At 46.8% G+C, this 21,666-nt stretch carries 25 protein-coding genes; 15 read left to right on the top strand and 10 right to left on the bottom strand.

All coding sequences use genetic code 11. The features are described from left to right. The first annotated feature begins 6 nt into the window (after positions 1 to 6). A complete protein-coding gene (locus AJE_RS11460; RefSeq protein ID WP_008950989.1) occupies positions 7 to 1,164 on the top strand; it encodes a GGDEF domain-containing protein in 1,158 nt (385 codons plus the stop codon). 5 nt (positions 1,165 to 1,169) lie between these two features. Here AJE_RS11460 and AJE_RS11455 read toward each other — a convergent pair whose 3' ends face one another. After that, positions 1,170 to 1,727: a hypothetical protein gene (locus tag AJE_RS11455; RefSeq protein ID WP_008950988.1), complete on the bottom strand. Its 558-nt coding sequence runs from the start codon at positions 1,725 to 1,727 to the stop codon at positions 1,170 to 1,172. Positions 1,728 to 1,836: 109 nt separating this feature from the next. Beyond that, positions 1,837 to 3,726, bottom strand: coding sequence for an alpha/beta hydrolase family protein (locus AJE_RS11450; RefSeq protein WP_202799382.1), 1,890 nt, complete (start codon positions 3,724 to 3,726; stop codon positions 1,837 to 1,839). Between the two features lie 256 nt (positions 3,727 to 3,982). Between AJE_RS11450 and AJE_RS11445 the strand changes: the two genes are divergently transcribed. Further along, on the top strand, positions 3,983 to 4,870 hold the full coding sequence (locus AJE_RS11445; RefSeq protein WP_008950986.1) for a hypothetical protein: 888 nt from the start codon (positions 3,983 to 3,985) through the stop codon (positions 4,868 to 4,870). 202 nt (positions 4,871 to 5,072) lie between these two features. Further along, positions 5,073 to 5,510, top strand: a complete 438-nt coding sequence (locus AJE_RS11440; RefSeq protein ID WP_008950985.1) for a DUF2846 domain-containing protein — start codon at positions 5,073 to 5,075, stop codon at positions 5,508 to 5,510. A gap of 85 nt (positions 5,511 to 5,595) precedes the next feature. On the opposite strand, the gene AJE_RS11435 is transcribed toward AJE_RS11440, so the two are convergent. Further along, positions 5,596 to 6,918 carry an energy transducer TonB gene (locus AJE_RS11435; protein WP_008950984.1) on the bottom strand — a complete coding sequence of 441 codons (1,323 nt, stop codon included), beginning with the start codon at positions 6,916 to 6,918 and terminating at the stop codon, positions 5,596 to 5,598. A gap of 153 nt (positions 6,919 to 7,071) precedes the next feature. After that, a complete protein-coding gene (locus tag AJE_RS11430) occupies positions 7,072 to 7,551 on the bottom strand; it encodes a TlpA family protein disulfide reductase (protein ID WP_008950983.1) in 480 nt (159 codons plus the stop codon). 194 nt (positions 7,552 to 7,745) lie between these two features. Between AJE_RS11430 and AJE_RS11425 the strand changes: the two genes are divergently transcribed. From AJE_RS11425 to AJE_RS11415, 3 genes are all read left to right on the top strand, one after another. Further along, a complete protein-coding gene (locus tag AJE_RS11425) occupies positions 7,746 to 8,177 on the top strand; it encodes a copper chaperone PCu(A)C (RefSeq protein ID WP_008950982.1) in 432 nt (143 codons plus the stop codon). 44 nt (positions 8,178 to 8,221) lie between these two features. Beyond that, positions 8,222 to 8,932: a PepSY domain-containing protein gene (locus tag AJE_RS11420; protein ID WP_008950981.1), complete on the top strand. Its 711-nt coding sequence runs from the start codon at positions 8,222 to 8,224 to the stop codon at positions 8,930 to 8,932. Between the two features lie 112 nt (positions 8,933 to 9,044). Further along, positions 9,045 to 9,293 carry a DUF3297 family protein gene (locus tag AJE_RS11415; RefSeq protein WP_008950980.1) on the top strand — a complete coding sequence of 83 codons (249 nt, stop codon included), beginning with the start codon at positions 9,045 to 9,047 and terminating at the stop codon, positions 9,291 to 9,293. On the opposite strand, the gene map is transcribed toward AJE_RS11415, so the two are convergent. Both map and AJE_RS11405 read right to left on the bottom strand, forming a co-directional pair. Beyond that, positions 9,290 to 10,084: a type I methionyl aminopeptidase gene (gene map / locus AJE_RS11410; protein ID WP_008950979.1), complete on the bottom strand. Its 795-nt coding sequence runs from the start codon at positions 10,082 to 10,084 to the stop codon at positions 9,290 to 9,292. The two genes, AJE_RS11415 and map, sit on opposite strands and share 4 nt — an antisense overlap. Further along, positions 10,065 to 10,283 (bottom strand): ParD-like family protein, encoded by a 219-nt coding sequence (locus AJE_RS11405; RefSeq protein ID WP_008609322.1) that lies wholly within the window; start codon positions 10,281 to 10,283, stop codon positions 10,065 to 10,067. The genes map and AJE_RS11405 overlap by 20 nt, the downstream gene beginning before the upstream one ends. A 309-nt stretch (positions 10,284 to 10,592) precedes the next feature. On the opposite strand from AJE_RS11405, the gene AJE_RS11400 reads away from it, so the two are divergent. Continuing rightward, a complete protein-coding gene (locus AJE_RS11400; RefSeq protein WP_008950978.1) occupies positions 10,593 to 11,204 on the top strand; it encodes a DUF2459 domain-containing protein in 612 nt (203 codons plus the stop codon). Positions 11,205 to 11,326: 122 nt separating this feature from the next. Here the strand turns inward: AJE_RS11400 and mntA are convergent, their stop codons facing one another. Next, entirely contained in the window at positions 11,327 to 11,719 is a 393-nt protein-coding gene (gene mntA / locus AJE_RS11395) for a type VII toxin-antitoxin system MntA family adenylyltransferase antitoxin (protein ID WP_008950977.1), read from the bottom strand. Positions 11,720 to 11,821: 102 nt separating this feature from the next. Here mntA and AJE_RS11390 point away from each other — a divergent pair, with 102 nt between their 5' ends. The 3 genes from AJE_RS11390 (at position 11,822) to AJE_RS11380 (ending at position 13,236) form a co-directional block, all read left to right on the top strand. Next, complete coding sequence (locus tag AJE_RS11390; RefSeq protein WP_008950976.1) at positions 11,822 to 12,319, top strand: LURP-one-related/scramblase family protein; 498 nt, start codon at positions 11,822 to 11,824, stop codon at positions 12,317 to 12,319. A gap of 75 nt (positions 12,320 to 12,394) precedes the next feature. Continuing rightward, positions 12,395 to 12,892, top strand: a complete 498-nt coding sequence (locus AJE_RS11385) for a hypothetical protein (protein WP_008950975.1) — start codon at positions 12,395 to 12,397, stop codon at positions 12,890 to 12,892. A gap of 101 nt (positions 12,893 to 12,993) precedes the next feature. Beyond that, positions 12,994 to 13,236, top strand: coding sequence for a type II toxin-antitoxin system ParD family antitoxin (locus AJE_RS11380; RefSeq protein WP_008950974.1), 243 nt, complete (start codon positions 12,994 to 12,996; stop codon positions 13,234 to 13,236). Between the two features lie 130 nt (positions 13,237 to 13,366). On the opposite strand, the gene AJE_RS11375 is transcribed toward AJE_RS11380, so the two are convergent. After that, positions 13,367 to 13,708, bottom strand: coding sequence for a DUF4826 family protein (locus tag AJE_RS11375; protein ID WP_237709351.1), 342 nt, complete (start codon positions 13,706 to 13,708; stop codon positions 13,367 to 13,369). Positions 13,709 to 13,799: 91 nt separating this feature from the next. Between AJE_RS11375 and AJE_RS11370 the strand changes: the two genes are divergently transcribed. Further along, positions 13,800 to 14,927, top strand: coding sequence for an ISAs1 family transposase (locus AJE_RS11370; protein ID WP_008608682.1), 1,128 nt, complete (start codon positions 13,800 to 13,802; stop codon positions 14,925 to 14,927). Here AJE_RS11370 and AJE_RS11365 read toward each other — a convergent pair. Then, a complete protein-coding gene (locus AJE_RS11365) occupies positions 14,889 to 15,071 on the bottom strand; it encodes a DUF4826 family protein (RefSeq protein ID WP_008950972.1) in 183 nt (60 codons plus the stop codon). The genes AJE_RS11370 and AJE_RS11365 overlap by 39 nt on opposite strands. A 182-nt stretch (positions 15,072 to 15,253) precedes the next feature. Then, on the bottom strand, positions 15,254 to 16,006 hold the full coding sequence (locus tag AJE_RS11360; RefSeq protein ID WP_008950971.1) for an SDR family oxidoreductase: 753 nt from the start codon (positions 16,004 to 16,006) through the stop codon (positions 15,254 to 15,256). Positions 16,007 to 16,116: 110 nt separating this feature from the next. Between AJE_RS11360 and AJE_RS11355 the strand changes: the two genes are divergently transcribed. The 4 genes from AJE_RS11355 to AJE_RS11340 all read left to right on the top strand — a co-directional run bounded on the left by AJE_RS11355 (position 16,117) and on the right by AJE_RS11340 (position 21,644). Beyond that, positions 16,117 to 16,998, top strand: coding sequence for a LysR family transcriptional regulator (locus AJE_RS11355; RefSeq protein ID WP_008950970.1), 882 nt, complete (start codon positions 16,117 to 16,119; stop codon positions 16,996 to 16,998). Between the two features lie 528 nt (positions 16,999 to 17,526). Then, on the top strand, positions 17,527 to 18,714 hold the full coding sequence (locus tag AJE_RS11350; protein ID WP_083216315.1) for an IS4 family transposase: 1,188 nt from the start codon (positions 17,527 to 17,529) through the stop codon (positions 18,712 to 18,714). Positions 18,715 to 18,829: 115 nt separating this feature from the next. Beyond that, entirely contained in the window at positions 18,830 to 20,956 is a 2,127-nt protein-coding gene (locus AJE_RS11345; RefSeq protein WP_008950969.1) for a DEAD/DEAH box helicase, read from the top strand. Next, complete coding sequence (locus tag AJE_RS11340; RefSeq protein ID WP_008950968.1) at positions 20,937 to 21,644, top strand: DUF2290 domain-containing protein; 708 nt, start codon at positions 20,937 to 20,939, stop codon at positions 21,642 to 21,644. Before AJE_RS11345 ends, AJE_RS11340 begins: the two co-directional genes overlap by 20 nt. The last annotated feature ends 22 nt before the right edge of the window (positions 21,645 to 21,666 follow it).

Here is a 21,666-nt window from a genome sequence, read left to right as displayed (position 1 = left end):
GCTGTTATGGATCTCTTTACCCTGACTGTTATCAATGCTTTTATCGCTCTGGTCGCGACTGGCGTGTTAGCATTTCAGGAACAAGCCGACCGTCAGTTTCGCTATCAGCGGTATTTTTTGCTGGCCGGGATTTGTATGCTATTAAACGCCAGCATCAGTGCCATTCATTATGGCGGCATTGCGCTACCCTATTGGCTGCTGCCCGCACTTTCAAATAGTTTAAGCGTTGGCGCTAATATCGCCCTAGCTGCAGGCATTCATCGCCATCTGCAAAAGCCTGGCAAGCGGTTTGGCCTGTTACTGTTATTTGTCGTGCTTTTTTTGTTAAATCTTACCGACTTTGCCCGCAGCGATATCAATCATCGTTTTTATCTGAATATTCCGATCGTATTGTTATTGAATTTCTGGTGTATCTATATGCTTTGGCCGCATAGAAAAGCCGAGTTGGGTAAAGTTTACCTGGCATTTATCGCAACTTTTGGTTTTAACATCATACAGTTTGCCGGTCGTTCTGCTTATATGGCATTAGAACAACAGCAATTAGTTTCAACTTCCATAGCACCACTTGTTCACAATATTGGTTTTTTCGCGCTGACTGCTTTTGCCATTTTAGTGTTTTGCTGCATTATATTGCTAAGCCACAGCCAACAACGTCTGATGCTACAACAACTTTCAGAGCGAGATGCGCTAACCGGTTTATTGAATCGCCGCACCATGGATATCCGGCTTAGCGCCGAGTTAAGTCGCAGCCAACGTCAGCAAAAAACGCTGAGTTTTCTATTACTGGATGCCGACCATTTCAAGCAAATCAACGATAACTTTGGCCACGCAGCAGGCGATCTCGCACTGCAACATATTGCCAAGCTCGCAGATCAACAACTCCGTGACTATGATTTGTTGTTTCGCTATGGTGGTGAAGAGTTCTTGCTGTGCTTACCAGATACCGACGCCCAGACAGCAATTCACATTGCCGACCGACTAAGACAAATAATAAACAGCTCACCGCTGTTTCTGCCTCAGCCCTACTTTTTAACGGTTAGCATTGGTGTCGCCAGTAGCCAACATTTGGACAACTGGAAAACCTTATTACAACAGGCAGATGAGGCCCTATACCAGGCTAAGCGTATGGGGCGCAATCAAGTAACATTATACCAAGCGGCTTAGCGTACCTATTGGCAGCTAAAGTCAGTTAGTGGCAGCCGGATTTCTTGTGGTTCATGGCGCACTGCGGTAATTACCAATTCGCCCTGCTGTTCGTTAAAGTCAAACTCGCCTAACCAATCCAAACGACTAATCGGCTCTAAACGATAGAAACCGTAATCATTACGGCAGAAATAGCTAAAATAATGATAGGCGCGGCCCATGGCACCCGGATCGGCCGTATAGACCGCAATGTTACCCTGCAAACGAAACTGCTGACTCAGCGGAGCAAATCCGGCAAACAGATAGCCAACGCCAACTAAGCTCAGCAGTAACAAATTTAAACTGGCTAAGGTTAATAGCAAATACCGGCCATACCGACGCCATCCCGTTAGTATCAGACCACTAAGTGCTCCCAGTGCCAAACAGATGAGCAAAAACTTTATCGGCACCAAATAAGCGCTCACCTGATACATTAATTTTGGACTGTGCCACTGCAGCGAAAACGTGTTTCCTAAAAACAGCGTTTCGATGAATAACACTACCACCACGGCTGCGCTTAAATAGAACCGAATATTAGTTGCCATTGCTACTATCCTGATAATTAATCTTGCTTTAACAACGATTTGACTAAAGCCCGCTGTTACTCTAAACCCCTACCGCAAAGCTACCAGACTACCTCATTCAGCCCGGCCTTTACTCTGCCGCCGGGGCCGACAAATGCTGTTGCAAAAAGTCTTCCATCGCACTAAATGCTGATAAACGGTGACTCTGCGTACTGAGGTAGTGATCACCTTTCTCAAGCTCAATATATTGCACCTGCTTGTTGGTTCGACTTAGTGTTCGGTTGAAGGCACGACTTTGTTGAACTGGCACAGATCTATCAAGATCACCGTGTAGCAATAACACTGGAATATCGATCGCCTGGGCGTGCGTTATCGGTGAGCGCTGGCGCAACTCACGATAATCATCACCAATTTGTTTTTTAACAATATCGAAATTGGTGTAATGCCGACTACTGCGTACCAAGGCTTCCACATCTGTTACGCCAGCAAAGCTAATCGCACATTTATAGCGTCCTGGTGACCGGATAACCCCCATCAAGGCCGCGTAACCACCATAGCTGGCACCGACAATACAGATCCGCGATTTGTCGGCAATGCCCTGGTCAATAAGCCACTGAGTGCCATCCTCAACATCATCTTGCATTTGTAGCCCCCAGCCTCGTAATCCCAGCTGCATAAAGTCAAAGCCATACCCGGCTGAGCCACGGAAATTCATTTGCAATACGGCATAGCCGCGATTGGCAAAAAACTGCGTCCAATAATCAAACCCCTCATTGTCAAAAGAAATTGGACCACCATGCGGGAAGATAATCGTCGGCAGGGGGCCAGCGGTATAACTTTTAGGGGTTGTCAGGAAGCCTTCAATCGTTAGGCCGTCACGCGCTTTATATTCAATTCTACTTTTTGCCACCATTAACTCTGGCTGAAGTTGCGCGTATTTAGGTAATAACACCTCGAGTTCGTTAGCTGCCCTGTTGCCAAGTAAATACACCCCGGCTTCCGTTTCGCTACTGGCCAGCACGATATAGCTGTTTTGATCGCCGCTACGGCTAATAATCCGGTTATGAGTATCCGGTAAGGCTTGATCTAACGCGCGCTGAAAAGCCGAATGTTTGGCACTGATATATTGATTGCCTAGCGAGATAACTTGCTGATCTTGCCAGGAGTATGCCAACGTTGCAGGAACATCGTAATTGTCGTTCGCTACCATTAGTGTCATCGCTAAGTTCGCGTCTGTTAAGTCAACTTTAAAAATAGCCAGACGCCCATCATGATAGGCAGATACATAAAGTAAATTTGGGTTTTGATCGAAACCTAACGGCCAAATTTGCTGCTCCGAAAAGGCCTCAAAGCGCCAAAGTTCACGGAATTTACTACCATTCAATCGTTCGGCGATCCAAAACTCAGTGCCATCACGAAAAATGGCAATTCTGGGTTGGTATTGCCGGTCAACCAGCCAATCCACCAAATTTCGGCGTCCATTCGCTACCATGCTGAAGCGTTTGGTTTCGAGGTTGATTTTTACGATGCTGACACCAGGTTCACTATGTAAGCCGTCGAGCGCTAATAATATATGCTGTTCATCGTCGGGCATCAGGGCCACAATATTGGATTGAAACTGTGGTGTCCGCTCCAGCCGGCGCTGTAAAGTTCCACTAACCACATTATGGTGTTCACCGGTTCCGACATCGATTACCATCAAACGGGTTTCCGAAACCGGAATACCATTCCTGGCTCCTGCGTAGGCCGCTTTCATCAGCAGGTGCTTGTTATTGGCCCACGTCAGTTCATAGATTGAGAGATCACGCGTGTCGGCCTTTATCAGGAACGAACGCTCATTTTTTACTAAGTTAACTAATGTCACCAAAACTAACTGCGCCCCCTCATGACTGAGAGTCTGTAACATCGCAATTTTTGTCCCATCGGGCGACAAGGTCAGCAAATCAGCAGAGGGATCACTGGCGAAGGCAGAGACCGGTAAGACATCCTTGACGGCAGCAGGGGTTAGTATCGGTGCCATTAACACCATACTAAATATAATTCTCAGTAAACGCATAATCCTTCACGCTTCTTCAGCAGCAACAGCTGGCAAAGTAACAAAGCAAACATAGATTATCAACAATAAAGTTATCGTAAAAACATAAACTTGGCGACTAAGCGTTACACAACGGGGGATAGCCCGCCAGCAGTAACATCGGCAACAGACTGCCCCTTGCATTCTGGGTAACAGACTATTATCGTGAGATGCAACACTTGGCTATATCAAGGATCCGATTATGAAAGCAGCGTGTTCTGTGTTGTTATTGTTAAGCCTGAGCGCTTCCGCCACCCAAGCAGATCTGCGTTTGGGAAAGTGGTGCGAATCTGATGATGGTGGGCAGTCTTGCCTGGGATTTATTTCCTATTTCCCAAATGGCGATGTTTATGGTTACGGTGTCGTTGAAGACGTATTTTACATAGCAACCGGTGACTGGCAGCAACGTGATCAACTATCCTGCCTTAATCTGACCTACAAATTGTTTAATCCACTAACTGAAACCCCCTACCCGCCTGAAGAAATTAATTTTTGTAACAGAATAGTCGACATCAACCCGCAAACTTTTGTGTATCTGGCAGATGACGGAGAGCGTCACACCATGTACCGAATTAGTGAGCAACCTGACTACAGCATGTTGCCGCAACCAGCCTATTTACAGCAACACTCAGCCAAAATACAACCGGAACTATTAACTCTAAGCCCAGCTGCCGGCAATTATGGCCTCTATCCATTAATGTTGGAAACCGTACCAGCAGAAATCAGCTTTACCATGTCCATTACGCCACATAAGGTGCTAGATCCGAGGTGGTTCCCTTATGCTTATCTACAAATTGGCGACCCTGAAGATGTCAACTTTAGGATCTCATTACATCAAAAACCAGATAGCACCGAGCAAAATATTTTAATGCTTGAATATCGTGTTGGCGGGCATTCAACGAAGCAGAAACTTGCTAGTCACATTGCTAACGGCGAAGCAGTTCATATCCGGCTCTCCTGGCAGCCGGATGGCAGCACCCGGATACACTATCGGGAGCAAACCGTGCAATACACTTTGCCGCTAAGTAGCTGGCAAAGCTACTTTGTGGTATCCGGTACCACCGCAAGCTTCCAGCGCCAACTACAGTAAAAGCACGATAAAAGTACAAAAAATTCGCCAGATTGAATCCCCCTGAGCCACAGCATGACTATTTTTCTGCAGACTATTTGTACAAGTATCAGCCAATGTCTACGCTATTAATGTTTTCTTTTCGGGGCTGAATCACCACTGTTCAGCTGCCGAATCGTGTAACAATGGGATAACTAAAACTGCATATTTTAAGGATATAACTATGGTCAAAAAATTTATGTTGGCTGCGACCCTTGCTTTAGTGGCAATGATGACTGGCTGCGCCAGCGTACCTATGGCAACTGCCGATCTGGACAATCAGGCAAAACAGTTCACGACAGTACCCAACAAAGCAAAAATTTATATCTACCGTAATGAGAACATGGGCGCAGCGGTGAAAATGCCGCTATTACTCAATGGCATGTCTGTCGGCGATACGGTGGCAAAATCTTATGTATTGCGGGAAGTTGAGCCTGGAGAACATACTATAGTCTCAAAAACAGAAAATGATGCCGAGTTAACATTAATCGCCGAGCCCGGGGTCAATTATTTTGTCTGGCAAGAGGTGAAAATGGGAGCGTTCTCGGCTAGGTCAAAGCTGCATCTTGTTGCTGAAGCTGAAGGAAAAAAAGCGGTTTTAGGCTGTAAACTTATCAAGTAATCAGGCTGCGGATACCAGCATCGTTAAAGATTAGAGTTATAACCATTAAGGCCGCGCAACGGCCTTAATGGCTTACTTGACCACTTTACATTAAATGCTTCTTAAGCTCGGCTGCAGGCTCGTATTTTTTGGCAATAGCAGCATCGAGTAGTGCCATCCCTTTCTCACGCTCCCCTTCCAGAATCATTTTTGTTCCGGTCCAAGCCATAACCACAGGGTCTTGTTGCTCAAGCAAATAACTTTCCCAACGCCTGTCGTAAGCCGCTATAGTGCGTTGAGCCTCATGGTTGCCATTTTTCGCAGCCTGATCCCACCAATAATTAGCAGACAATTCTCGGGGGACCGCAACTGCTGGCCTCACGTCAACGGCTTTACGGGCAATACCAGGCAACTTAGACAAGAAATACTGCTCAGTTTGAATGTCACCACTTAGGGTTAAACCCACTAAATCAGTCACTTCACTTTGCGGTGCAAAATTAGCCTTAACCTGTTCAAGAATACGACCATCAGGTGCAACCCTCACTAAAGCCGTTCCAACAAAACCATCGATGCGAGCTCTAACACCATCATTATGTTTAAAACTATCTAAGTTAAGCTCAGCTGGTGCGGGTTGCTTTTCTTGAACAATAAGATGAACGCCACTCTGGATATGGTTTAAATTCAAAATACTACCAAGCAAATACTGATGATTAGGCGAGCCCATCAGTGCGCCTTCCCACAGTAAATTTTGCTTAATTTGCTTCTCTACTTCCCGGCTAAGCAAATGGTTTGGCACCGTAAAATTCATATGAACGATTTTTACGTGTTTTTTATCTGAAGGCTCATATTGCCAACGTTTAACAGCACGCAGCGTATTTCGTTCAAAGGTATTCTTTGGGTAAGTATCAACGACATCAGCCGCTTGTACTGAGCCATCCTCACTAATAAGAATACGTACCAGCACATATCCCAGGGTATTAGCCACATCTTTGGGATACTTTGGCAGAGGCCGTTTAATTGCGGTTGGTGCATCTGTATGAGCTATCGAGTCATACCGGTCCTTTGGCCAAATCTTAACATCTAGCCTTAATTGTTCGTGCTGTCGCTTAGCGTCGGCAATTTGTTCCGCATCCAGCTGAGAGAGTAATAAGGCTTGCAAGTCAACCGCATCTTGTCTACCCAACTCCTCGGCTAACATAAAATAGGCTAACGCCATAACTTTATTTGGGTTAACGCCCTCACCATTAAAGTTCATCGCCGCCAGATTAAAGGCGGCATCTTCATTACCTAATGGAATAAGCGCATTAAATAGTCGTTTGGCGGTAACATAATTCTTTTCTTCGTAAGCTGTGGTTGCCTGCCACCAATCTGCTGTTGCTGGATTTATTGTCAACAAAGCGGCTACTAAGAATAACCAACGGGCTTTCATACTCATCTCCCTTTTCTGAGTTTTATATCCTGAACCGTGTCGATAATAATTGAATAGCGATAAAAATGAACATTTTTTTAACCTGGCCTACCCGACTCCTGCTGCTGTTCGTTCGGTGCAATGAAGTTTAGTGCCAAATAATCGGCTGAAGAATCAACGACTGCGCAACCACAATCCCAGCGCTGTACTGTAGCCCAAGGATTTCGCCGTGACCTGCCCCTGAGCATCCAGCACATAGTAGGTTGGAAATGCCTGGATCTGATAATCGACCGCTAGTTGTTGATTACCCAACAATACCGGCACCTGTAAATCCAGATCGGCGACAAAGTCTGCCACCTGCTCTGCCGAATCATACTGTAAGGCAATGGCATAAACGGCCAGTCCGTCGTTATCGGCCTGCAGGTACTTCAGGTTAGGCATACTTAAGCGGCAGATGCCGCACCAGGGCGCAAAAAAATATAACAGGGTTTGCTGCCCCTCCAGCTCAGCAGAACGGAACAAAGCGCCGTCGGCCGCAATGGCAATAAAGGCTGGCGCGGGCGTACCGCTGGCTAATAATGGCCGCTCTTTATACCAGCTTAGGCCAAAAAAAATCGCCAGCGCTAATACGATACTTAGAATCCAGGATTTCATGCACAACTCTGCCAGACAACAATCATAGTCAGACTGTAGCCTGCTTTGCTGATCAAGATCCAGCCTGCCCCTGACAATTGGCTGAAGGCAATAGCAGTGCGACATATTGTCGCACCCGCTGGCTCATCACTTGTCAGGGCGCCGCTTTATCGCTACCGTAGGCAGGATATGGCTTACTCTATCAAGGACCTGTTATGCGTTTTCTGCCCGCTTTGATCTTGCTGCTTGGTTTCACGTCACCCCTTGTTGCCGCCGCACCCTTAGTATTAAAACAGGGCGAAGTACGGCTGCCGATGCCGGGCAGAACCGTCACCGCCGGTTACTTTACCGCAGAAAACAGTGCCAGCCATGAAGTGGAGCTGGTTAAGGCCAGCAGCCCGGCCTTTGCCCGGGTGGAATTGCACCAACATATCCGCCAGGACGACGTGATGCGGATGGTGGAAGTCGAGTCGATTAGTCTCGAGCCCGGTGCTACCCTGGTGTTTCAACCCGGTGGTTTGCATCTGATGCTATTCGAACCTCAGGTCGAGCTGCGCCTGGGCGACAGCGTCCGGGTTTCGCTGTACTTCGCCGATGGCAGCAGCCAGGACTTTGAGCTGCCGCTGGCCGAAATGCCGCGCCGCTAGACATTTTAACGCCCTAGGCCCTCTTTCGCGCCGCAGGATGCCGCATGCTTAAACTTTGCCGTTGGCTACATAACTGGCTGGGCCTAATCCTGGTCATTCAGATTATCTGCTGGTTTTTAAGCGGCCTGATGATGGCCATTATGCCGATTGAACAGGTGCGGGGTGAACATCTGCGCCAAACCCTGGCCAGCGACTGGCAAAGCGCTGCACTGGCTCCCGCCGCTGTGTTGGCGAAACATCAGGCCGGTGCCGGCCTGACGCTGAGCCAACGACTTATACTGCAGGAGCAGCAACTCGCCGCTATACCCGTCTATCTGGTGGCAGATCAGGGACAGTTATATCGCTATCACGCGGCCACAGGTGCCATGCTGGAACCATTAACCGAGCCGCAGATCCGGCAATTGGCAGCCGCCCAATATCTTGGCGCTGGCCAGTTACAACAAAGCCATTTGCTATCGCAGCTGCCAGCAGAAGTGAAAAATCTGACACCACCGCTGTGGCAGGTACAGTTTAGCGATGCCGACCACACCACCTTTTACCTGGATCCGGCAACCGGCGTAGTGCAGCGGGTCAGAACCCAGGGCTGGCGCATCTTCGACTTTTTCTGGATGCTGCATATTATGGATTACCGCGACCGCAGTAACTTTAATAACCCGCTGTTAATTAGCAGCGCGGCCGCAGCTTTGCTATTTACCCTCACCGGCCTGGTACTACTCTGGCAGCGGCTGCGCCCAAGACGGCGCTATACCGCATAACCCCCGGGCGTTTTACCGGCACCAGTGCGCTTATCCGGGCTGATAAATAGGCTTGAGTGCGCTGCCGGCATTGCCTACAATGCCGCATCGCAATTTTAATGGCAGAATCAAGATGACCGACAGCAGCACCCGCCCGACCTTACCGGACCGTTTATCAGTAAATCCACGCAGCAAATTCTATGATGCGGCAATTTTTGAGCATGAAGTAGGCATTAAGCTCAACGGCAAAGAGCGTTTTGACGTAGAAGAATATTGCATCAGCGAAGGCTGGGTAAAGGTCGCCTCCGCCAAGGCACTGGATCGCCGTGGCCAGCCATTATTACTGACCGTAAAAGGCACAGTAGAAGCCTTTTACCGCTAACCAGCCGTTGCTAACTGCTGCGCCAGTTCCTCCGGGCGCAGCGTTAATACCTCTACCCCGTTTTCTGTTACCGCCACGGTATGCTCCCACTGTGCCGATAATTTCTTATCGCGGGTGACCACAGTCCAGCCATCTTTTTTGGTTTTCACCTTGGCGCTGCCCTGATTAAGCATCGGCTCAATCGTAAATACCATGCCGGGCTTTAACAGCATACCGCTACCGGCGGCACCATAATGCAGCACCTGCGGCGCTTCGTGCATCTCACGGCCAATGCCATGCCCACAGTATTCCCGCACCACGCTGTAGCCGCGGCTTAAGGCAAACTGCTCAATGGCAAAACCAATATCGCCCAGCCGGGCACCGGGCTTAACCGCTTTAATACCCAGCCACAACGCCTGATAACAGTCGGCCACCAACTGCCGGGCTGCCGGTGTCACCTCGCCAATCAGATACATCTTGCTGGAATCGGCAATAAAGCCATGTTTTTCCAGCGTAATATCGACGTTGATAATATCGCCGTTTTTTAAGCGTTGACTGGCCGACGGCACGCCGTGGCACACCACCTCATTCACCGAGGTATTTAGCACATAGGCAAAGCCATACTGGCCTTTGCTGGCGGGGCGGGCTTGTAACTCGTCGACGATATAGCGCTCAGCCAGTTCATTAATTTCCAGGGTTGAAATTCCGGCCGTGATCGCCGTATCCAGCATCGCAAACACCTGGGTCAACAACCGGCCAGCCTCGCGCTGTAATGCCAGCTCGGCTGCCGTTTTAAGCTGAACGCCGCTCATCCAGGCCCCCCGCCCATTTCACATCAGCCTGCTGTAACAACATCACCACCAATTGCTGATAATTAAGGGTCGGATGCAGCTCAGCCAGCATGCCCATTTTTAGCCAAAACTCCGCCTGCGCATTAATCGAGCGCGACATAGCGCCACTGGCTTTACGGATTTCTTCGTGTAGCTCATCAGCAATTTTTACAATACCCAAGTTCCTGACTCCTGCATCTCGCAATATACGAATTATATATGAAGTATATATTCATTCCTAGCGCAATAATCGCAAGCGCCTTAAGCCGCGATCTAAGCGGATGCAGATCCGCGCTGCCTGCGCCAAAAGTCGCTATTATGATGTAAAGGCCGCTCTGACATAGCGCGGTCAGCCACGGCCAGAAAAATCGTCGCCGTTATAGTTAAAGACTAAGGAGCCAGGGTGCGGCCAGCAAAGTGCAAAATAGTTATGCGCAAAGTAGTTATGCATAAAATGGTTATGCACAAAATAGTTATGGGGAGAGCATTGATGCAGAAAGTTTTGATACCAAGAGTGTTGATACTGTTAATTTGCTTACCCTTGCTGCTAGTAAGCGGCTGCAGCGCCACCATTAGCTTGCCGGCACAGGTGGCAGAGCCGCGTGAAGTGCAGTTACTGCTGCATGGTCGCCACAGCTCTATTCTGCTAACCGCCGCCGATCAAAGCCGGCTGCGTTATTCCTTTGGTGACTGGGCCTGGTATGTTGCGAACGAGCAAAGCCTGGCCAGCGGCAGCCGGGCGTTATTTCTGGACAGTAAAGGCGCACTGGGCCGGCAACAGATCGCCCCGGCCAGCACCGGAGAAAACCTCGAAGCACAAATCGGCGTTGGTATTAGCCAGCGCTGGCAATTTCAGCTTGAAGCCGCCAAAGTCGATGCCCTGATCGAAACACTGGAGCAACAATTTCAACATAGTCAGACCGCGCCTTTTTATAGCACAGAGCGCCATCTTAGTTTTATCCCCAGCGATAAGCCCTATACCATGCACTATAACTCCAATCATCAGGCCGCCGACTGGTTAAGAGCGCTGGGGCTTAAGGTAGAGGGTAACCCGGTATGGGGCAATTGGCAGGTTAAGAATGCAGAACCTACGCAGCGTTAGCCGTTATCGTAACGATGCACTGGCGAGCTGAATAAACTGAAAGACCTGTAAAAATTGCCGCTGCACTAATACCCGCTGCAATACATCGACGCTAAAATTTAGATAATCGTGCACCAGCGCACTTAACCAAAGTGCCTCTTATGGTAAAGATAATCAATTTCCCACTTTGACAGCGTGCGGCGTTCAAACTCCAGCCGGGCAAAATCATCGCGGCAATACAGTAAGGTATTGTCGCTTACTACAGTAAAAGCCAGTGGTAGTGGCACTTGCTGCACATCAAGCACAGATAATTGAATATCCGGTAGCTCGCTTTGCCAATCCAACGCCAGTAACTCCGGCGCCAAACGACGCTCAACCGGATCGTTTTGATAGTCAGCAAACAGTACCGCCAAATCGTAGTCACTGGCGTCACCAGCAGTGCCCCGCGCACGCGAGCCGTATAGCCACAATGCCGCTATCTGAGGATTGGCGGCTGCCAGCGATACTAAACGATTAAGCACAGCGGCTTGCTGCATAAAAACACCTTAAAAATCACGCATCAGGTTTATGTATAAGTTAACATACTTTCAGCAAAATGGTGAGCAAGGCCCCAGCGAGCTAAGGCAAGGACAACCGCTATGAAATATCTGATTAAACAAAAACTGCTTAGTCTAAGCGATAGCTTTAGCATTGAAGATGAGCGCGGCCGTGCGGCCTATCTGGTAAAAGGTAAAGTCTTTAGCTTTAGCAGCAGCCAAACGCTGTTTAATGCCAGCGCCCAGCCACTACTTAAGATCCGCCGCAAATACCTGACGCTGTTACCCGCCTGCCGGATTGTTAATAACGATGGTAGCGAATGGCTGGTGCGCAAGCGGTTCTGGGCGTTGTTAAAAAGCCGCTTTGTGGTGGAAACACCGTACGGGCAATTAGAGATGACCGGCAATTTCTGGCAACACGAATACGAAATCCGCCAACAGGGCCAGCTGATTGCCAGTATTTCAAAAAAATGGTTTAGCTGGTCTGATACCTATGCGGTGCAGATCCTAAAACCGGAGTGGACGGCGCAACTCTTGGCGGTAGTAATAGTGATTGACCGCTTGCAGCATAGTGATCGTAATTCTGGTGTGGGAGATTAGCGATTTAACACTAATCCAAATCCCACAACTCATCATCAGCCGCCCACAGCGCCAGCTTTTTCTGCGGAGAACCATATGAATTTAAACCGTCAGTGCTATTTTCTTATTAGTTTCTTAACCCTGATGGTGCTTGCCGCTTGCGCTAAACGCCCAGAGCTTGAAGACCTGGAACGAGGTTTTTATCAGCAACAAGCAATTTTTGAAGCCCTGTCAGAAACAGCCTGCACTTTAAAAAAAGCGCTCAACCTCAAATGGATGCTATATAAGATTGACAGTACTCAACAGGTGGATGAGACCTTGCTAAGCCAATTTAACCGAATGGATCAACTGCTATCACAGATTGGCAGCGACCATATCGTTATTCAACAAATGGGCGAAGCAGAATGTTCATTATATATAGAGCAGTGGTCTACCGCTTTTGGCGGAAATGGTGCCAACTTAGGTTATAGTTACCAACCCGCAACACTTGCAGAATACCGGCCAGAACTCTACAACGGGCCTAACGCTGAGCCATACATCCATTTTACCAAGCCATTGCTCAGTGGCTGGTATATTGAGTTCAGCAAACACTGAATCAGACTCCTCGGTATCTGACCCCAAGGATCTGCTGATAAATTTGCCTGCGCAAGCCTGAATGCTACAATTTGTGTTAATTAATCATACAGGAGCTACTAATGGCCAGAACAACCAGTGTGACTATTGGCGCGCAACTGGACGACTTTATTAGCGAATTGATTGCCACAGGTCGTTACGGTTCCACCAGCGAGGTAGTTCGCTCTGCGCTAAGGTTACTAGAGCGTCAGGAAAAACAAATGGTCGCGCTACGGCAGGCTGTTTTGGCCGGCGAACAAAGCGGAGCAAGTGATTTAACACTTAGCCAGATCGCCGCCCAGGTAAAACAAAAGCACAATATATAAACTTTCGCGGCTGGCCGCTGCACGTCCTTCGCATACTGCACCAGCAAATGGCAGCCACACAGCATTTGTTTGAATAGCCAAAATAGGATCCTCGATACAGCGCTTCGGTATCTGCCGGTCACAGGTCAGGTTAATCCACATCCCACAATTCATCATCAGCCGCCCACAGCGCCAACAACTGCGCCTGACGACTAAGTTGTTTTGCCTTGGCGGCCAAATCGCCGCTAAGCTCCGGGCTGCCTTGCCAGGCTATACCTTTATTGGCGGCTGCGGCAAGCGTGGTCCATTTACGCGCAAAGGCGGCCATCGCATCACAGGGTTCGGGTAAATCGGTGGCGCTAAGATGGTCAAACGGCACAGGTTGGGGCTGTGCGCCGGTGCTATCGCCAGCCAGGATCCAGTGTCCAACAAACCCCGGATCCTCTGGGTTTTCTACTGCCCATAACCCAACATAAGGCGCGGTATACCACAGGGCGAGATCGCGAACGTTTTTTAAACAATAAACGATCAGTTTGACGATCTGATCTAGTTGTGATCATATACTCCTTTTTTGGGAGCATGCCATGTACCTTGAACTCTTTACTACACACTTTGACACCATCATCGACAACCGTCAGTCTGCAAAAGTTACCTATCCTTTATCTGATGTTTTATTCGTGACCTTATGTGGCGTGATTGCAGGCGCAGAGGGATGGTCGGAGATCCATGATTATGCTAAAGGTCATCACGAGTGGTTTCAGAAACAAGGTTTTTTAAGTGATGGCGTCCCGGTAGATGACACGATAGCGCGTATTATTTCCAAAATTGCTCCGGAACAATTCAGGCAATGTTTTATCGACTGGATGCAAGCGGTGCACAAGCTAACGCAGGGAGAAGTGATTGCCATAGATGGCAAAACGCTACGTAGCTCTTATGCACCAGAAGACAGAAAATCGACCATCCATATGGTGAACGCCTTTGCTTGTGCGAACAAAGTGGTGTTGGGGCAGCTGAAGACCGTGGAAAAATCGAATGAAATCACAGCCATCCCAGAGCTGATTCGATTGCTGGATATTGAAGGCGCCCTGGTTTCAATAGATGCGATGGGATGTCAAACGGCGATAGCAGAGCAAGTGATAGAGGGGAATGGGGATTATCTGTTGGCGCTTAAGGCAAACCAGGGAACGTTATACAACGCAGTAGAAGCGTTATTTGCCGGGCAACGAAGTCGCCCTCTTGATGGGATTGTCATAGAAAAGAACCGAGGCCGAATAGAAGCAAGAAGTTACCATGTAAAAGACGCCAGCGAACTGAAGGGAAACTTTAGTAAATGGGTTGGTCTGCAAACCGTTGGAATGAATCTAAGTTACCGGGAAGTAAAAGGAAAAAAATCGGAACTCACTTATCGTTACTACATCAGTTCAGCCAAGCTGAACGAAGTACAGTTAGCCGAGGCGGTTAGAGCTCATTGGGCCGTTGAAAATAGCCTACATTGGGTGCTGGATGTCAGCATGAAAGAAGATGCTTGCCAGATTTATCAGAATCACGCGGCGGAAAACTGGTCAATACTACGGCAATGGTCTTTAAATATGCTAAGAGCAGAGCCATCGAAAGGCAGCATCCCCGCAAAACAAAAACGTGCCTGGATGAAAACGGATTATTTGGAAGATGTCTTAAAAGCTGGTTTCAGCAGCAGAGTGTTTGAAAATTAAACACTCATGCGGGAGCCCTGCGGTATACCATTCCGGCCAGTCGCAAATCATACCATGCGGGATTTGCTGGGTTTTTACGTAAGTTTCAATGGCCGCAAACTGGCTGTCACACCAGGCCCAGTCTTGCGCGTCGTCTAAATCCATCTTCAAGCTCCAGCATTGAATACAGTTGTTACCTGTGGCTATGGTAACAACTTCTGGCAAACTTTACCTCGCAAGCTAACGGTTTTCTGAAGAAAAGGGGGTGGGGCTAATTAAGTCCCACCCCGCTCCACGAACACTTCGGGAACACCTAGGTATCTGACCAAGAAGGTCTCTGCTCCTACTTAGAATTCTTGCACTGTGGGGCGTAGTACAATTTCATTAATGTCGACATTCGCGGGTTGCTCAATAGCATAAGCGATAGCGCGGGCAACCGAATCAGCCGGAATTTCATTCTGCTGATAAAACGCCTGCACAAACTCAGCACTGGCAGCATGTTTGCTACCGTGCTTTAACTCAGACTCCACCGCACCGGGTAAAATAGTGGTAGTACGGATAGCCGCGCCAACTTCATGACGCAAGCCCTCGTTAATCGCGCGCACCGCAAATTTAGTGCCGCTGTACACAGTACCACCCGGACTAAACACCTTCACCCCAGCTACCGATGAAATCGTAATAAAATGGCCGCTGTTTTGTTTTTCAAACACCGGCAACGCTGCCGCAATACCGTATAACACGCCCTTGATATTGATATCGATCATTTGATCCCATTCAGCCACCCGGCGTGCCGACATCGGCGCTATTGCCATCAAACCAGCGTTGTTGATCATCACATCTAACCGGCCGTAAGTGCTAACGGCGAGGTTTACTGCTGCCTCCAAATCATTGGCTTTGGTGACATCGGTAACCTGATACACCGCTTCCCCACCTGCGGCGGTAATCTCTGCCACCAATTGCTGTAACCGTTCAGCCCGGCGCGCGACTACAACCAGTTTGGCACCGAGGCTGGCCAATAACCGAGCGGTACTTTCGCCCAAACCACTACTGGCACCGGTAATTAATACGACTTTTCCTGCTACTGCATTTGCCTGACTCATACGCTGTTTCCTCGTCATCATTTAATGGGATGAAATGCAGTATAAGCTGGTGCTATCCGCATAAAAATGGAACAATATACACTTCAGAATTCCAGATAAAGGAATGATCAATGCGCGATAAATTAGCGCTATTACGCATCTTTTGCACCGCGGCAGAACTCAGGCACTTTAAAGACAGTGCCACGAAATTGGCTATATCGCCGCAAGCCGTAACACGTGCCGTGCAACAATTAGAGCAACTCACCGGTGAGTTATTGTTTCATCGTAACACTCGCCAGATCAGGCTGACGCAATTTGGGCAGCAGTTTTATCAAGACTGTCGGCAACAACTGGCACAGTTAGAACAGCTACTCAGCCCACGCGCCGCCTCCAATGAACTTAGCGGCGAAATAAGGCTCGCAGCCCCTGCAGCCATGCGCAGTATACTGGCACCGTTATTAATAGAATTTGCGCAACTACACCCACATATCGGTTTAGATTTGCGCTTATCCGATCAACACAGTGCGGTAGTCGATGAACAAATTGATTTAGGTATTCGCGCTGGTTTATTACGTGATCAGAGCTTTGTCGCTGTGCCGTTATCAGAAGTCGCCCTGTGGCTGGTTGCCAGCCCTAATTACCTTAAGCAATTTGGTCAGCCCGCGACACTAGACGATTTGGCGCAGCATCAACAAGTGAGTATGCTGGATAACGCCACGGGTAAACCCTGGATCTGGTTTTTTAAAGACGGCGCAACCTACCAACCACGCAAAGTACGCTATCTGGTAAACGATGCCGAGCAGGAGCTGGCCGCCGCAACAGCCGGGTTAGGACTGGCTCAAGTAGCCGACTTTTTGGCGGCCCCGCAAATTAAACTCGGTGCGCTAGTCAGGCTGCTTAAACACCACGAACCTACGCCCTGGCCATTATCGCTCTACCGGCCACAACGTGGGCCAGTATCCGCCAGAGTAAGGCTGCTATTTGATTTTTTAAGGAAGCGCCTTAGCGTATAAATTGACTCATCTAATACTGAGCTCAAGATAGTGCCGATAGTAGATTATCCAACCATTTTCTCTGGTATCGCGTTTAAAATTGTACGCTACTTATACTTTTGCGCAGGTTAAGCAACTGCAATAAGGCCCCACTACAGCAACAACTCCGGCACAAACAGCCAATATGCCTATCGAAAGGTTACTCGGTATCCGAAGGTCAGGTTTTACAGCTGTTCCAGCATTTTGCTGTGGGTTTCTGGAATATATGATCCGTACCACTGCCCTACTTAAGACATCTTGGTATCTGACCCCGAAGGTCTGACCCCGAAGGTCGTTCTTCGCGAAGTAGGTGGCCACTTTTTCTAAGATAGCTAAGCCCTCTGCCTGCTCAACCAATTTACAAGACGTGATGCGCCTGACTGCTCCTAATTAATCTTGACTACCTGAGGTATCCCCAGAAATTTTGTAGTTATAATAAAAATTTAGGTGATTAGGGAACATTCATGGCGGTTCCCGATCTGATCATTCGCCAAAAATCCCACACCGCGGATGCTCGCCATGAATGTTAAAACTATGCTCGCTGATTTCCTCCGATTTGTCACCCCAAAAACCATGCATAAAGCCAGATTTTCTGTCTTGTTAGATGCGGTTACTGCTCTTGCTAAAGACGCTCGTTGCACCGTTACAGCAATTGGTCGCGCTATGCCAGGGCCCTCAGACAAAATCAGCATCAAGCGAGCCGACAGATTACTCAATAATGCCAATCTGCAACGAGAGCTACCATTGATTTATGCCGCGTTGACTGCTTCTGTTGTAACCCCCCATTCCCATCCAACGATTTTAGTCGATTGGAGTAATGCGGATACCGCCAAGCGTCACTTTATTTTACGAGCGAGTATTGCTGCGGACGGCAGAGCATTAACGTTGTTGCAAAAAATCGCTGCTGAAGAAGAGTACACCAGCCCCCGTTTGCATCAGGCATTCTTAGAACAACTTAAAGCTATGTTACCAGAAGGCTGCAAGCCAATTATCGTGACAGACGCCGGATTTAAAGTGCCTTGGTTAAAACAAGTACGCGAATTCGGCTGGCATTATGTCGCCAGAGTCAGAGGGAATGTGAAGCTGAAAGTGGCAGAGCAGGAAGAGTTTATCACTGTTAACCAATTTTATCGTAAGGCCAAAGCCAAGCCCAAGCATGTCGGCAACATCTTACTCACCCAATCTCAGAGCTATGAAACACAAGCTGTTTTGGTTGGAAAAGGTTACAAGTTATTGAAAAGAGATAAAAACAGGCAATACAAAGAGCCTTGGCTATTAGTTTCCTCTTTACCAGAAAGTCATGGATATGCCGAGAAAATTGCCAAATGCTATAGCTGCCGAATGCAGATAGAAGAAAGCTTCCGGGATCAAAAAAGTCACCGTTACGGGTTAGGTAGCGATCTACATGGTACTCGCAAGAAATCACGCTTGGAGATCTTACTGCTCTTGGCAGCCCTGGCTAACTGGTTTCATTACCTGCTTGGCAGTGCGGGTGAGAAGGCTGGCTTACAACGACGTTATCAGGCTAATACCGTTAAGCATAGACGAGTGCTCGCTCTTTGTTCCCTTGGGATACTGCTCTGTAAAGAGCAAAAGCTTAATATAAGTAGGCGATATTATCAGCAAGGGCTAAAGCAAATTTTGCAGTGGATAGCTCAGTGGTGCTGGACACCGGACGATCTGATAGAGTGTGGATAATATGGGGGAGCAATTTGTGGGGATCCCTCAGCTTGACTACCCTAAAATTGCAAATACTTTTACGTTAATGTTATGCTCATTTTAGAGCAATAATTACATTAGAACGGATATTGAGTTGGAAAAAATAATCGCAACGGAAATTGAACCTCAAGGTATAGATAACGAGATTCTTAGCTACTTAGAAGCTACCCAAGATGACCTTCGTATACAAGAAGCAATACTGTATTACGGTTTTCCTGTTTTCAAAGACTATGAAGACCACTCTGTAAAATCAAAGATTGCACTTCTATCGAAAAACCATGGAATTATATTAATTTCGAGTACCGCTTCTGCCTCTATTGAACTTGATGACGAAAATCTGAGCCAAGTTTACAATTTCATTGAAGCTGCAGTTAAGAAAAGTAAATTACTTCGAATAAACAAGAATACGCTCGCGGTTAGTATAGAAAGTTTTCTATTTAACAGCCAAAGTAATGACTATGAAGGTGAAAGCGAAGTATTGAGTTCGCTTCAAGCCATCAGAGATAAACTATGCGAGATCGAGCTAACTGATCCAATCACTGATGAACACTTTAATGAAGTTAGGTCAATAATTGAAGGTGCAAAAGCTCTTAGTAAATCAACTAAGCGAAGTAAAATCTCAGAGGATCCAGCATCAAAACTAAACATTCTCATAAAGCTAGAAAATGAGATTGCTAATTTTGACATTGAGCAAAGGAAAATAGCGATAAGTCTAATTAATGGCCCGCAAAGAATAAGAGGTCTTGCTGGTTCCGGAAAGACTGTTGTCCTTGCTATGAAGGTTGCTCACATTCATCTGCAACATCCAAACAAAAGAATTTTGTTTACATTTTATACAAAAAGTTTGTATGGCCTAATTGTTGAAATGATTGGTAAATTCTACCGTCACTTCGCTGGGTCTGAACCTAACTGGGAGATGATAGATGTCCACCATGCTTGGGGAGGGAGATCTATTGATGGAGTTTGTTATAATGCTTGTATAGAGAACTCTATCAACCCTTTGCCATTTCAGCAAGCAAAAGCCTTAAATGATCAAGATCCATTTAATGAAGTGTGTAAGCACGTCCTGTCGCGCCCAGTTCAAAGTAAGTATGACTACATTCTAATTGATGAGGCTCAAGACTTGCCAAATAGTTTTTTTAAGCTTTGTTATGAGCTATCAAAAGGCACAGAGGCAAAATTTAAAAATATTATATGGGGCTATGACGAGCTCCAATCAATTTTTAATGTATATCAGAGAACTCCTGAGGAATTATTTGGTCGTGACGAGAATGATGAAGCAAAAATTGATCTGAAGAAACTAAGGAAAAACTTAGGATTTGGTCAAACCAATGACTTAATCCTATATAAATGCTATAGAAATCCATTAGAAGTGTTGATTACCGCACATGCATTAGGATTTGGATTATATAGCAGTTATCCTGTTCAAACACTTGAAAACGAAGATCATTGGAATGATGTTGGATATCGTTTGGAAGAGGGGTATGACTTAACTGTTGGATCTGAAACTGTCATAACACGAGATCGTCAAAATAGTCCATTATCTATTTATGAATACCAAACTCCCAATGAACTAATTAAACTATATAAAGCGGCAAGTATCGATGAAGAATGTATGTGGATAGGTGACAATATTGAAAGCTCAATAAGTCAGGGGCTTAAGCCGCATGATATTATGGTTATATCAATGGACGATCGTAATGCTAAATCATACTTCTCAATGCTTTCAAAAGTACTTTCATTTAAAGGCATCAGATCTAATAACTTGCTAACAGCCTCGTCAGCAGCACCACCATTCAAGCTTGAGGATATGGTCACATTGACAACTGTGCATAGAGCAAAAGGCAATGAATCTGTAGAGGTTTTCGCTATCGGTTTAGATGCTTTATTTCCTTTGCGTCAAACGCGTAGTGGTAGAAACAAAATTTTCACAGCGTTTACGAGAACTAAGGCTTGGTTGAAAGTAAGTGGTATAGGAAGTAGAGTTGACGGCTTTTTTTCTGAAATTGAGCAAAGCCTTAAAAATAGTCCAAGTTTGAAATTTAAGGTTCCAGATACTGAGAAAATAAAGAGAGATCATGATAAAAAACCACAGCAAATAATACAAATTCAAGAAGCTTATGGTGAATTGTTGGCTCAGGGTTATACAAAGGAGCAAATACAGTTTGAGCTGGGGTTAGCCACTAAAGAAGCAGGTTCATATGGTGAGCCAGAGCTTTAACCAAAACATTAGAGAGACAATTTCATTAGCAGAGAAGTTTGGCCTTTTATTTCAAGCTGGCTCTTGTGTATCTTTGGTTACTCCTCCAGAAGTGAAGTTTATGTCTCGCAGAGCTGTATCTTACAGGGAAGTTTACGATACAATCGTATCGTTCCAGTCATTTAATTTAATGTTAGAGGATAGATCTTTTTTTCAATTTACAGAAGTTGAAGCAAACAGTGACGTGAGATTGGTATACTATCCAAATCCTTATCAATTTGTAGAATATTTATCTGAGCGCAGGGAGATATTGAAACTACTTGAAAGTGAGGAAATTACTGATATTGAATACGAGCAGTTTACGTCTGAAGCTGATTTCACAAGCGATATTCCTGTTATTCGTTATGATCTATCGCTTAACCAACATTGCAAGTTGTACCACCCGGCAGCTCACTTCCATATTGGATTTCATGCAGAGAATAGATGGCCTGTTGATCGTGTTCTAACCCCAAAGGCCTTCTTTTTGAAAACACTTTACAGTTATTATCAACGTAAATGGAAAACACAAGAACAGAATACTATTGATGAAATTGAAAATGTCTTTGACATGCTCTATCGTGAAGAAATACGTAAAAATTGTCCTTTGATTTCAGAAATGAGTCCAAAACACTTTGATAGAATTGAACACGAAAGATTGCACTTCAGATAGGTTATACCGAAGGTGCTTCAGA

Source organism: Alishewanella jeotgali KCTC 22429, assembly GCF_000245735.1.
In the GTDB taxonomy this organism is placed as follows: Bacteria; Pseudomonadota; Gammaproteobacteria; order Enterobacterales; family Alteromonadaceae; genus Alishewanella; species Alishewanella jeotgali.
The sequence above is the reverse complement of the archived record's forward strand: the minus strand, read 5'-3'. Positions and strand labels throughout refer to the sequence as shown.